The organism is Psychrobacter sp. K31L, assembly GCF_017942195.1.
Taxonomy (GTDB): Bacteria; Pseudomonadota; Gammaproteobacteria; order Pseudomonadales; family Moraxellaceae; genus Psychrobacter; species Psychrobacter glaciei.
The window spans coordinates 492,864-505,988 of sequence record NZ_JAGKSC010000003.1 but is presented as its reverse complement, the minus strand read 5'-3'; the positions used below and the strand labels follow the sequence as shown (position 1 = coordinate 505,988).

At 42.6% G+C, this 13,125-nt stretch carries 12 protein-coding genes; 2 read left to right on the top strand and 10 right to left on the bottom strand.

The genetic code is table 11. The features are described 5' to 3' along the window. Positions 1-208: 208 nt before the first annotated feature. From hscB to J5X94_RS07545, 6 genes are all read right to left on the bottom strand, one after another. Positions 209-790, bottom strand: a complete 582-nt coding sequence (hscB, locus tag J5X94_RS07570) for a Fe-S protein assembly co-chaperone HscB (protein ID WP_210540802.1) — start codon at positions 788-790, stop codon at positions 209-211. A gap of 149 nt (positions 791-939) precedes the next feature. Further along, positions 940-1,260: an iron-sulfur cluster assembly protein IscA gene (iscA, locus tag J5X94_RS07565; RefSeq protein WP_025653020.1), complete on the bottom strand. Its 321-nt coding sequence runs from the start codon at positions 1,258-1,260 to the stop codon at positions 940-942. 395 nt (positions 1,261-1,655) lie between these two features. Further along, the gene (iscU, locus tag J5X94_RS07560; RefSeq protein WP_010199375.1) at positions 1,656-2,066 is read right to left on the bottom strand and encodes a Fe-S cluster assembly scaffold IscU; all 411 of its coding nucleotides are present in this window, start codon (positions 2,064-2,066) and stop codon (positions 1,656-1,658) included. A gap of 169 nt (positions 2,067-2,235) precedes the next feature. Continuing rightward, on the bottom strand, positions 2,236-3,462 hold the full coding sequence (locus J5X94_RS07555) for an IscS subfamily cysteine desulfurase (protein WP_210540801.1): 1,227 nt from the start codon (positions 3,460-3,462) through the stop codon (positions 2,236-2,238). Further along, positions 3,459-3,968, bottom strand: a complete 510-nt coding sequence (locus tag J5X94_RS07550) for an Rrf2 family transcriptional regulator (protein ID WP_010199379.1) — start codon at positions 3,966-3,968, stop codon at positions 3,459-3,461. Before J5X94_RS07550 ends, J5X94_RS07555 begins: the two co-directional genes overlap by 4 nt. 482 nt (positions 3,969-4,450) lie before the next feature. Continuing rightward, positions 4,451-5,095: a hypothetical protein gene (locus tag J5X94_RS07545; protein WP_201591766.1), complete on the bottom strand. Its 645-nt coding sequence runs from the start codon at positions 5,093-5,095 to the stop codon at positions 4,451-4,453. A gap of 510 nt (positions 5,096-5,605) precedes the next feature. On the opposite strand from J5X94_RS07545, the gene J5X94_RS07540 reads away from it, so the two are divergent. Continuing rightward, positions 5,606-5,878, top strand: a complete 273-nt coding sequence (locus J5X94_RS07540; protein ID WP_045445077.1) for an HU family DNA-binding protein — start codon at positions 5,606-5,608, stop codon at positions 5,876-5,878. 406 nt (positions 5,879-6,284) lie between these two features. Beyond that, positions 6,285-8,159 (top strand): SurA N-terminal domain-containing protein, encoded by a 1,875-nt coding sequence (locus J5X94_RS07535; protein WP_210540800.1) that lies wholly within the window; start codon positions 6,285-6,287, stop codon positions 8,157-8,159. Positions 8,160-8,375: 216 nt separating this feature from the next. On the opposite strand, the gene purH is transcribed toward J5X94_RS07535, so the two are convergent. The 4 genes from purH to prmA all read right to left on the bottom strand — a co-directional run bounded on the left by purH (position 8,376) and on the right by prmA (position 12,933). After that, on the bottom strand, positions 8,376-9,956 hold the full coding sequence (gene purH / locus J5X94_RS07530) for a bifunctional phosphoribosylaminoimidazolecarboxamide formyltransferase/IMP cyclohydrolase (RefSeq protein ID WP_210540799.1): 1,581 nt from the start codon (positions 9,954-9,956) through the stop codon (positions 8,376-8,378). Positions 9,957-10,108: 152 nt separating this feature from the next. Next, a complete protein-coding gene (locus tag J5X94_RS07525) occupies positions 10,109-10,354 on the bottom strand; it encodes a helix-turn-helix domain-containing protein (RefSeq protein ID WP_189585244.1) in 246 nt (81 codons plus the stop codon). A gap of 306 nt (positions 10,355-10,660) precedes the next feature. Next, complete coding sequence (locus J5X94_RS07520; RefSeq protein WP_210540798.1) at positions 10,661-11,809, bottom strand: DUF3426 domain-containing protein; 1,149 nt, start codon at positions 11,807-11,809, stop codon at positions 10,661-10,663. A gap of 197 nt (positions 11,810-12,006) precedes the next feature. Further along, positions 12,007-12,933 carry a 50S ribosomal protein L11 methyltransferase gene (gene prmA / locus J5X94_RS07515; protein WP_010199392.1) on the bottom strand — a complete coding sequence of 309 codons (927 nt, stop codon included), beginning with the start codon at positions 12,931-12,933 and terminating at the stop codon, positions 12,007-12,009. Positions 12,934-13,125 lie beyond the last annotated feature (192 nt).

Here is a 13,125-nt window from a genome sequence, read left to right as displayed (position 1 = left end):
ATACAACATAGGCGCTATGACAGTCAACGGCTGCGATTCTTTTCTAACATAGAAGAGAGTAGCGTTTAATAGCGCTTAAAATAAGGGATTATACGATATCGTTGGGACTATTTTAACTATCGTTTTAAAATACAGATTTAAATAAGAGCAATAAATTAGAAAAGCGTGTATACATTATTAATAATACAAGCGTTTAAATATTCATTATCTAAACGTATAAATCATCATCATCTGAATGTTCAGACGTCGCGACCTCATCAAGCCCTGTCGTCACGTCAGCATTTAACTTGACCAAGAATTTCAGTTTTTGCGTCGCATCAATCGCCGTTTGCCAGTCCTTGCTTTGGTACGCGTCACTAAAACGCTTAGACTGTTTCGTCAAACGTTCGGTAATCTGCGGATGTAATTGCTGTAAGGTTGGGCGATCTTTGTCTTCAATCGCTTCATCTAATTCGATACGCATCTGCATCGCATCTTCTAAAAAGTCTAAATCTGCGATTGAGTGTTCTAGGTTCTGTGCTTGTCCTGCCATATCTAACAGATAGCTCGCACGGCTATCAGGTGCACTCAACGCTTGATAAGCTTGGTTAATCAATGCTGACGCTTGCTCAGACTGCTGTTGCGCTTGTGCGGCGTCTGCCAAGTTCTTGGCGACATTGTCAGGGTGATAACGTTTTTGTAGCAGACGTAGATGTTGATCGAGACTACTTTGATTGACGTCAAATTGTACAGGCTGCTCAAATAGGGCAAAAAAGTTATCAAACTGTGCTTCTTGAGTAATATCTGTCATATCATACGCCTTGCTTTTTCTATTTATTTTTAAAGTGTTGTCAATATCAGAATAGGTTTGCTATTTGGTCGGCCACACTGACTTAATTGTGGCAGCATTCTTTTATCATCGCTTAAAAGCAAAGTCAGCAACCTTAAGCCATTGAATCACTAAACGGTAAATGACTCACCACAACCACATTCGCCTTTTTGGTTGGGGTTAGTGAACTTAAAGCCTTCGTTCAATCCTTCTTTTTCATAGTCCATCAATAAACCATCTAAATAGACCAAGCTTTTAGGATCAATAAAAATACTGACATCACGGCTTTCATAACGCGTGTCATTTTCGTCAGGGGTATCTACGAACTCTAAAACGTAAGCCAAACCTGAGCAACCCGCTGTGCGGATACCCACTCGAATGCCTTCACCTTTACCGCGATTGTCCAAAAAATCCCGAACATGCTGAGCGGCGCGTTCTGTCATTTCAATCATGCCAACTCCCATTGACTATTAATTATAAGTATCAATAAAAAATCTGTATAGACTGGCAACTGGAATCACAAGTTTGCCAAAATAATATGATATGGCGTGTCATCAATTAGCACATTAATACATTTAGTGGACTTAAAATGGCTAAATTTTGCTAAACATCGTCAGAAATCTTGTCAATATGTTCATATTAACAACAATTTCTTCCTTGTTTATCTACAATTTTTCTCATTTTAAGACTCACAATCTAATTAATGACACGCCCTAGCGGCTATTAGAAAATAAAAGGTGACAATTACATAAGTGTCATTGTCACCTTTTTAGCATCAGTAGCTGTTTAACGTGTTGCTACTTAGCACTGCTAATTCTACGCAGCGCATAGGCCAGTAGGTTTAGCCTTAGATAACAGCTTCTTCGGTTACTGCTGCTGCGCCGTGCTTATCTTTATAGTCGCTAATAGCAGCTTTGATAGCATCTTCTGCAAGTACAGAGCAATGCACTTTTACTGGTGGTAATGCCAATTCTTCAGCAATGTGACTGTTCTTAATTTCACCAGCTTGATCCAAGCTCTTACCTTTTAGCCACTCAGTAACGAGCGAGCTTGAGGCAATTGCTGAACCACAGCCGTAAGTTTTGAAGCGTGCATCTTCGATGATACCGTTATCATCGACTTGGATTTGTAGACGCATCACATCGCCACAAGCTGGGGCACCAACCATACCAGTACCAACGTTTTTGGCATTTTTGTCAAGATTGCCGACGTTGCGTGGGTTTTCGTAATGATCAATAACTTGGTCACTATAGGCCATGGGGTTTTCTCCTAGTTAGATGATGAGCAGTGGCTTCTGAAAGTTGAAACACTACCCACTCATCGATAATTGGGGTCAAACATTTAGTTAATAAAAATGGTATTTATAACTGTCTGATCAATCGTTTAATAAATCTATTTGATGTTTATATCGCTATATATACTTAAATTTAGTGCTCAGCCCACTCGACTGAATCTAAATCAACACCTTCTTGGTACATGTCCCAAAGTGGTGATAGGGCACGTAGTTTATCAACGGCTTCGTGCATTTGCTTAATAATCGTATCGACGTTTTCTTCAGTGGTGTAGCGACCGAAGCTAAAGCGAATAGAGCTGTGTGCCAATTCGTCTGGACGACCGATAGCACGTAGTACATATGACGGCTCAAGTGTCGCTGACGTACAAGCTGAGCCTGATGATACAGCCAAGTCTTTAAGGGACATCATTAGTGATTCACCTTCGACGAAGTTAAAGCTGATGTTCACAATGTTAGGAACGCTATGCTCTAAATCACCGTTTAGGTAGATCTCTTCGATATCTTGTAGACCATCCCACAGTTTTTGGCGCAGTTTGGCTGCATGGGCATTGTCTTCTCTGTAGCTATCATTGGCTAAGGCAAATGCTGCGCCAAGACCAACGATTTGGTGCGTCGGTAGTGTACCTGAACGCATTCCGCGCTCGTGACCACCGCCATGTTGCTCAGCTTTTAGGCGAACACGTGGCTTACGACTAACAAACAAGGCACCAATGCCTTTAGGACCATATGCTTTATGACCTGAAAAACTCATTAAGTCGATTTTCATCTCTTGCGTGTCGATAAGAACTTTACCAACAGATTGTGCACCATCAACATGAAATATAACACCAGCTTCACGAGTGATTTCGCCAATAGCGGCTACATCAGTAATCGTACCAAGCTCGTTGTTTACCATCATCAGTGATACTAAAATCGTATCATCGCGTAGCGCTTCTTTGACTTGTTCTGGAAAAATAAGACCAGTACTTGGCTGCGGCTCAAGATACGTAATCTCGAAGCCTTCTTGCTCAAGCTCGCGGCAAGTATCTAATACGGCTTTGTGTTCGATTTTACTGGTAATGATATGTTTACCGCGAGACTGGTAGAAGTGTGCGGCACCTTTAATTGCTAGGTTATCAGACTCAGTCGCACCAGAAGTAAAGACGATTTCGCGTGGATCAGCGTTGATGACTTCTGCCACTTGCTGACGCGCTGTTTCTACTGCTTCTTCTGCTTGCCAGCCGTAGCCATGCGAGCGCGAGGCAGGATTACCAAAGATGCCATCTACCGTCAGATATTCGCTCATCTTAGCTGCAACTGACTTAGCAACTGGGGTGGTGGCGGCATAATCTAAGTATATAAGGTTGTTATGTTGGCTCATGCTGGGTTTGCCTCGCTGGTCGATAGGGTAATAGTATTGATGTCTTTTATTGAAATATCTTTGGTAACGGTCTGCTGACGGTCTGAGACTGACTGCACGTTTTCCATGTCTAATAATTGCGCTAATGTTATATTTTTCAAGTACTGTTCGATATGATTGGACAATGCACACCATAAATCATGGGTTAAGCACATTGTACCACCTTGGCAATCACCGCGTCCTTCGCACTGCATCGCATTCACAGATTCATCGACAGCGGAGATAATGCTCATCACATCAATTTCGTGCAATGGCTTGGCCAAGTGATAGCCACCTGCTGCACCGCGGATGCTCGTGACTAAACCACGTTTACGAAGCTTAGAAAATAACTGTTCGAGATAAGAGATAGATATGGATTGCCGCTTAGCAATATCGGATAGCGATACCGCTGTCTCTTGTTGGCTAGTCTGTAACGCCAGATCTAATAATGCAGTAACGGCATATCTGCCTCGAGTAGTCAAACGCATGTGTTATCTCCCAACTTCTCAGTTATAAGTGTATTTAACAACGATCTTAGTCAAGTAGTTTTGGTAAAAGCGAACTTTTGCCTCTGTTAATTATCTATCAACTAAGTGTGTCTTATCGCTATTAAACAACAGATGGTGAACCCGATGTGTGCAACGATAGAGTAATTATACTTAATCCCGAGTAATTTAGTCAAGATTAAAGTGTGGTTGAATGGTTAATCCAATTGATTACTATGATTGATAAAAACAATGGTGGTTGAGATGCGGTGTAGAAGGGCTTCAGAGCGCATATCGTAAAATATCTGCATCCATTTTAGATTTGTTTCGAATTCACAATGAGTAAATTAAAGCGATAAAAAAGCGTTTGGTAGCTTATTGAAGCTATCAAACGCTTAATGGTCATTAAAGTAATCGCCTAACAGATGCACTATTATTTATGAATAAGTATGTTTATCAATAAACATTACCATCATTAACAAAAACTAGTTCATCAATAGTGCTATGACTGAGCCAATCATAATGACAAGCGCCATAATAGTCACAGTCATTAATGTCTTCTGTTTACTCTGCAACTCTTTTACCGTGGTTTCAAGCTCACGGTTTTTAGTCGTCAATGTACTGATTTGTGTCTGTTGCTCTTTGATACGGAGCTTATAATTGTCCTTCTTTTCGGCCATTTCCGCGTCAGTAGGCTTAGACTTACCTTTGCCGCCTTTTATCTTTTTGATCAAACCCTGAATCAAGTTACCGAGACCAAGCTGCATGATAAATTGCTTAACCAATTGCACTTGTACTGACTCACCGCGCATTTGTAATTTTTCGGTTGTTTCGCTATCGTGAGTGGTGATTGCATTGATGACTTGGATACTGTAAGCATTGATAACCACATCCGGCTCACTACGGCCAATAGGTAGCTGAGCATCTAATAACACGCCTTTGGTACTAAAGGTGGCAAAAATTTCTACATGTGGTAAGTATAGGCGAAGTGCAACGACGGTGCCTTGCTTGGCAAGCGGATAAGCGGCTTTACGTAGCTCGGGATCTAAACGTAACAGTAGTGTCAGAGCCGACTCAATGAACACCAGAATAATATTAAGAAAAGAGTGAGACAACGTAGAACGCTTCATGTAAATAATCCGTTTTTTATTTAGCAAATTAAAATTAAAGTTATCGAATCAACTCAAGTTGATTTTTACTAAAAATTTGCAGTGATATTTTGCTTATAGTAACGCCTTTATAATAAAAAGTAACGCTAGTTTCTGTCAGTAGCAAAATTATTACAGTACAATTTAGCAGTCGATAAAGACACCACTATTTATGACTGGCAATGCACAGACACCAACTGACCACGGTTTTCAAAGCCTAAAGAGACATGAAGAGGGTGTTTTGAGCTAAAGTAGTTGGCTTGTATAGACGTTGCAGATGTTTTGCGTAACATTGGGTGTCAAATACGTAGTACATGGCACAAAAATATGTAAAATCGCTTGCGCTCCTTATGCTGCCTTGATATAAAGACGATAACAAAGCGAAACCTGTTAATACGCCAGTCAGGTAGTTTTTATTGCGTAAGTGCTATGAGAGCGTTACAATGCTTGGCGTGAGCGTTTATTACCCCCCTTAAACTTGAAGGAAATTTTATGAATAAGTCAGAATTGATTGATAGCATCGCAGACAAAAGTGGTCTAAATAAGACTCAAGCTGGTGATGCCTTGAATGCCGTTATGGAAAGTGTTGGCGAAGCTTTAGAAGCTGGCGATAGCATCTCACTAGTTGGCTTTGGTACCTTTAGCGTAAAAGATCGTAAAGCCCGTACTGGCCGTAACCCTAAGACTGGTGAAGAACTTAGCATCCCAGCAAGCAAAGTACCAAGCTTCAAAGCCGGTAAAAACTTAAAAGAGCGCTTAAACTAAGCCGTTATCTTGAAGTTACTCTATTATAGACAAGCGCTGCATAATGACTCGCAAGACGAATAAAACAGCGTTTGTTGGCAGTAAAATAATAGATGGTCGCTGATAGTTTAGCGCACATTCTAAGCGCTAAGCGAAGCAGCAAAAAAGCACCTAAATATTAGGTGCTTTTTTTGTAGCCATAGTTTGTATCGTACCACGTGAATATTTTGAGTCTACTGTAAAAATCACGTATCATAGGGCGCGCGATAGATGTGTTGTTTGAGTAAGGCTTTTTCACTCAGCCCTATATTCCTCTATAAAATGCACATGTTCTTCTTCTTACCATTGCCGGCTTAGATAGCATTGATATTAATAATAGTATTACAATGGTTTTTCATCAATATAGGTTAATAAAGCAGAGATAACTATGGATAAATTGCGCGATTTCTTAAAAAGCTGGCCAGGTCGCATTTTATTGATTTTATGCCTATCGCCGCTCGCTCTCTTGGGTGTCGAAAGCTACTTTGGTGGTGGCGTTGATCCCAACCAAATTGCACAGGTAGGTGAGGCAAGTGTCGGATTATCAGAGTATCAGACTGCTGTCAATAACCGGCGTACTGAGACATTAGAGCAAATTGATGATGCCAGCTTATTAAATGAAGATGTGTTGCATGAGCAGGTGCTAAAGGGTTTGATCGATCGGACGTTGTTAGAGCAACAGGCTGGTAAGCTTGGTATGACAGTGTCTGATGACACGATCAATCGTCTGCTGCGTCAAGAAGAAGTTTTTCAGGATGCTGATGGTAACTTTTCAAATGACCAGTTTTCAAACTTTTTGCGTCAGCGCGGCATGACCAAAGACCAGCTATTTACAGAATTTCGTAACCAGTTAAGTCTTGATCAGCTCAATGCCAGTATCGTTGGTACAGCAGTGTATCCAATGCAAGCGGTCAGTCAGTTGATCGATCTGCAGCTAGAGTCGCGCAATATTTGGTTGCATCGCTTTAATTGGCAGGATTACCAAGAGCAAGTGAAGCTGAGCAAAAACGATATACAAGCTTACTATGATGCCAATAAAGACACGCTAAAAAGCGCGGCAATGGTAGACTTGGCTTATCTGCAATTGAGTCCTCAGACCGTTCCAGTGACTGATGTCACAACAAAAGATTTGCAGCAGCAATATGAAGCCTATAAGCAGCAGCTGGCTGTAGTCGATGAGCGCAAAATCAGTCAAATTTTATTAACAGGTAAAGATGCAAAAGCTCGCGCAGACAAAGTGAAAGCCCGTTTGGACAAAGGCGAGGCTTTTGGCAAGCTTGCTAAAACACAGTCAGATGACCCATCAGGAGAGACGGGTGGCGATATCGGCCGCTTTAACCCTTCTGTGTTTGGTAATGACGCAGCAGCAGTTGAGAAAGCTCTGGAAGGGCTGAGTGTCGGCGATGTGAGCGCACCAGTTAAGACCAGCTTTGGTTATCAGATATTTACGGTAACTGAAGACAATGGCAAGAAAATCCCAAGCTTAGAGAATATGCGTGATGAGCTAACCGCTAAAGCAAAAGAATATAAGCGTCAGGAGATGTATGCCGATAAAGTGACTGCGATTAACGACTTGGCAGCAGATGGTTTTAGTATCGAAGATATCGCTCAACAAGAGAATGTGACGCTAAAACGTCTCAAGGATTATCGTAAAGAAAATAATCAGTCAGCATTGTCGCAACCAGCAGTTATTAAGCAAGCCTTTGATGAGTTTACGATTCAAGACCAAGCGGTTACCGCCGGTATTGAAGTTGGTAATGGCACGGTATGGGTACAGCCAAGCAATTATCGTCCTACTAAAACACTTGCTTTAGCAGCGGCTACGCCACGAATCACACAGACATTACGTCAGCAAAAAGCCACGGCATTGGCATTAAAAGATGCTAAGAAACTGGCGACTGGCATTAAAACAACGGCAGATATTGCTAAACAACCAGTCAGTTTTCAAGCCCTAGGTGAAATAAACCGTCAAACCACACGATTGACAGAAAAAGAGCGAGGTTTGGCGTTTAGTCAGCAAGCGGCCAATAATGGTGTCGTTGCGATTGCGAGCGAAACAGAGATGGGTGCGACGTTATTGGTCGGTGATCGTATCAAGACCGAGCAACAGTCACCACTGTCTGATATGCAACGCGCGCAAACTGCCTCCATTATCCGTGATAACTTGGGTCAAGATCAGCTACAAGATTACTTAGAGTATCTACGTTTAGTATATAAAGTCGAGATCAATGAGACTAATATGGCCAATGCGCAAGGGCGCTAGAGATAGAGGTGTTGAAATAAGAGTATTAAGGGAAATATGACCTAATTGCTAAATCGTTTTTTCTAAATACTTTTATTAAATTTGACGTATAAAAAAGCCACTATTTATAGTGGCTTTTTTAATGGACATTGCTTTTATCCTAAGAATGTAGCATTAACAGCGATATACAATTCAATACGGCTGTTAATGCCAGTTTTCAAAGTGATAAGACACAGTTTAATGGCGGAAATGACGCATACCTGTAAATACCATTGCGATACCATGCTCATTCGCCGCAGCAATGGTTTCGTCATCACGCATAGAGCCGCCCGGCTGGATAATCGCCGAGATACCTACTTCAGCAGCATTATCAATGCCATCACGGAACGGGAAGAAGGCATCTGAGGCCATAACAGCGCCTTCTGTGGCCAAGCCAGCATGTTCAGCTTTGATAGCGGCGATACGTGCTGAGTTGACGCGGCTCATTTGACCAGCGCCAACACCAATAGTGCGTTGACCTTTAGCATAAACGATGGCATTAGATTTGACGTATTTTGCGACGTTCCAGCTGAATAGTAAATCAGCAATCTGCGCTTCAGTTGGTTGCACGTCCGTGACGATTCTTAGGTCGTTGGCAGTAATCAAACCCAGATCTTGCTCTTGTACGAGCAGCCCACCGTTAACACGCTTATAGTCGAGCTGGCTTTCGCGCTGCTCAGGCGTTGGTAGCTCGCCACATACCAATACACGCACGTTTTTCTTAGCAGCAGTCGCCTCAAGCACACCATCTTCGATACTAGGTGCAATAATCACTTCTACAAACTGATTGTCGATAATCGCTTTTGCAGCAGCAACGGTCAATGGGCGGTTAAAGGCAATGATGCCACCAAAAGAAGATTCAGGATCCGTGCTAAACGCAGTGTTATAAGCCGCTACTTGGTCGGTATCGACCGCGACACCGCAAGGATTGGCGTGTTTAACGATGACACAGGCAGAGGCATTAAAGGCTTTGACACACTCAAGCGCCGCATCAGTATCGGCGATGTTGTTATAAGACAGTGCTTTACCTTGTAATTGCTTCGCCGTGGCAATAGAAGCTTGCTGACTTTTTAGTGGATGGTTTTCGGTATAAAAAGCCGCGTTTTGATGTGGGTTTTCGCCATAGCGCAGGTCTTGGGCCTTTTCTAGCTGCACGTTAAAGGTACGTGAAAAGTTCTCTGGCTCTTGAGTCTCATTGACTCGGCTACCTAAGAAGTTGGCAATCATACCATCGTATTGTGCAGTGTGCTCAAAGGCTTTAACTGCCAAATCATAGCGTAAAGCAGCGGTCAGTTTAGTGCCATCGCCCAAAGCAGTAAGCACGCGATCGTAATCTACTGGGTCAGTAATAATACCAACGTGAGCATGGTTTTTGGCAGCAGAGCGTACCATTGTAGGACCACCGATATCGATATTTTCGATCGCATCGTTCATCGTTACATCAGCACGAGCGATGGTTTCTGCGAATGGGTAAAGGTTTACCACGACTAGATCAATACGCTCAATTTGATGATCGCTCATAACAGCATCATCAGTGCCACGGCGCCCTAGAATACCACCATGAATTTTAGGATGCAGCGTCTTAACACGGCCATCCATCATTTCAGGAAAACCGGTGTAATCTGATACTTCGGTCACCGCAACGTTATGCTCTGTCAGTAGTCGATAAGTGCCGCCAGTCGATAGCAAAGCAAAACCTGCTTTAATGAGGCCTTGAGCAAATTCAACGATGTTAGACTTATCGGAGACCGACAGTAGGGCAAGTGGGGCTGTACTCATAAGAACTTTCCATAAAAAAAGCCTGACGTAAACGTCTGGCAAGGTGATAATGGCATTCGCTGTAGACGTTATCACTATGGATAAAGTCATGAACGATACACTGCCATACATAATGAGGGTTAATGACGATCGATAAGCTCATATAGGTGAGGCTACATCAAGTTATAAGTTTTGAGTTTTTTGCGTAACGTACCACGATTGAGACCTAAAATTTGCGCGCATTTGGTCTGATTGCCTCGCGTTTGTTCAAGAACGACGGACAGTAGCGGCTCTTCGATTTGTTTTAAGATAAGCTCATACAAGTCGGTAGGTATCTCATCACCCAACATCACAAAATACTGACGTACCACGCGTTCTACATTCACACGTAAGGGTTCATGAGTCTGGATATGGCTCATACGGTTATCTGAAGGCTCTAAATTGTTAATTGAATGCTGATAGTTGTCGTCATTATAATCGGCAAGATGCTCAGAGCTTTGGGCAAACCGATTGGCATTATGCTGTGCATGAGGTGCCATAAGATAATGTCCTTGGGATTAGAAAGAGTCAAACTATAGGGGTTAGAGGAATATTATAACAAATTAATATCGGCTAGCACTGACAGATTAGACGTTATCTTAGTGGTGATACCATGAAACTAATGTCATCACTAAGATCATTTAATCTAAAATCATCTTATGAAGTCCTATTTGTTAAAGTTTTGCTTAATAAACGGGACTGACACTGACTTCACGAATTTGAGCATTGGCAACGGGTATTGTAAACAGTAACTGTCTGCGACTCTCAGCGGCTATTTGGCTTTGGGTGCTCAATAGATAATCATCTGGCGCCGCAATAAACTCTCCGAGGAGGGCATCTGCACCGTAAACGCTGACCTTAACACTAGGGTAGAGCTGTGCTTGTACGCTTTGGTTGTTTAGTGTCGCACTTACCTCACTAAAAGTACCCGTTGTTTTAATTTGGCTGGGTTTGTGACTGAGTTCAGTGACTGTCAAGGCAGCCAAGTCGGCACTAGGTAGGCTGCAAGCAGCGATTGTACAGAGGGTTTGTAGTCGTTCCGCATGAGCAGGATTTTTTACCAAGGTTTCCAAATTAAAAATAACGTACTGGGCGAAAAGCAGTAGCACCAAGACCAAGCAGCCTAATGTCCACAATAACGAGGCAATCGAACGTCGCGCTGGTGTCGGAGTGAATTTTGCTTGTGCCTCCATTTTTTTGACCCGCTCTTCATGCGTGCGGTCTTCGTCTTTGAAGGGCACACCCATGCTGAGCAATAGCTGTGATAAGTCCGTATCCTCTTGGACGGTATTATCATTTTTGTTTTGCTCTTTGAGCAAATCTTCAAGCCATGCGTTGTCAGTCGTATCATCAATATTTGCATGAATATTATTAGCTTCGGCTGAACTAAGCGCAACCTGAGCTGCTGATTCGTCATTTTTATCAAGATTATTGTGCTGCTTACTGGTTATCGAGGTGCTATGACTGCTGTTATCTGCTTTACTTAGCCAAGCATCCATACTGGCTAACGAGTCATACTCCAAATTGTTCTCATCCGACTCTTCAATATCCATATCGTCATAAATTAAGCCGTCATGAATTAAAGTATTAGAGAATACTGTTGAAGATTGCTTGTTACTGGATGGTTTGGCATTGCTTTTATTATTAGGATTGGTTGTCGTGCTATCTGTAGGATTTGGTGGCGTATCGGTGGTGACGATAAGATGTCTATTGACCAAAAAACTCTGCTGACACTGATCGCAGCAGACGGCTGCATTCACTTTATTTAACTGCGTTTGTTTTAACTTGAAGCAAGCTTGGCAATGAGGGCACTGAGTTTTTATTGGCGTGGTCATAGGGTCGAATCCAAAAAAGTATGGTTATCAATACCGCGTAGCCACTCACCAATAGTTGCCTGCAACGCTCAGGCTTCCACAGTAAACACTCATCGTTAAATGTTTGATACATATATGAGTGATAGATAAGGACAGAGTGGCGTCAAACACATAACATTTGACTGCCTCTCTATCGTAACAGATGTAATTACATGTTGCTAGCCTGTAAATGTACCAGACAAACGCTGCCAATGTTGGTCTTCTTGCGCTGTAAAAGCGTGCTTCGGATCGAGCGCAAAGTAAGGCTGATAAGCAGCAGTCACTTCTTCAGTTTGTGACTCGATTAAGCCGGCTAACACGATACGACTTTTTGGTGCCATTAAGGTAACAAAGTAAGGTGCTAAGCCAATCAGTGGCTTGGCTAAAATATTGGCGACCATCACTTCTACAGGTTTAACGTCGTTTTGTTTCCAGTAATCAGTAAACTCCTCTGGCAAAAATGCTTGCAAGCGATCATCGACATGATTGCGTACGGCATTTTGGTTGGTCGCCAGCACGGCTTGTGGGTCGATATCGACAGCATAAACGTGACGTGCCCCCAACAACAACGCCCCAATGCCCAAAATACCTGAGCCGCAACCATAGTCAATCACGATTTTATCGGTCAGATCTTGCTCTGTTAACCAGTCGAGACAGAGGCGAGTGGTGGCATGATAACCAGTACCAAAAGCCAAACCAGGGTCCATAATGATATTGGTCGCCTCAGGATTAGGCGGCGTTATCCAGTTAGGCACAATCCATAAATTGTTGGCACATGGTATAGGGTGGTAATTGCTCATCCATTCGCGTTCCCAGTCTTTATCATCTACCGCACTTAGCCAAATGCGACTGGCGTGTACCTGTGCGCCAATTTCGTGACTTAACTGTTCAACCGCATGACGACTACCAATGTCTGTTGTGGCATCGAACAATCCTGTCAGAATGACCTCATCCCACAAGGGTGATTCGCCAGGTAATGGTTCAAACAGGGGTTGATCCCCTGCGTCGTCTAAGGCGATTGATAATGCACCTGCTTCTAGTAACAATGCCTCGGCGAGATCGACGTTTGCTTTTTCACATTGTAAGTGCAGTTGTTGCCATGCCATAACGATAACCTTAATCTAGAGTAAAAATGAATGGGTGTTCTGGATAAATCCCAGCTTGGAGTAAATAGTGAATGAGCAGCTTACTTAAAGTGAACAGTTTGCATGCCTTGCTTGGCTCTTTTAACTTTTATAAGTATTTAACAGTCACGAACTTTTGATGCTTGTGAATGCAGTCCTGCTCATTTAGATACT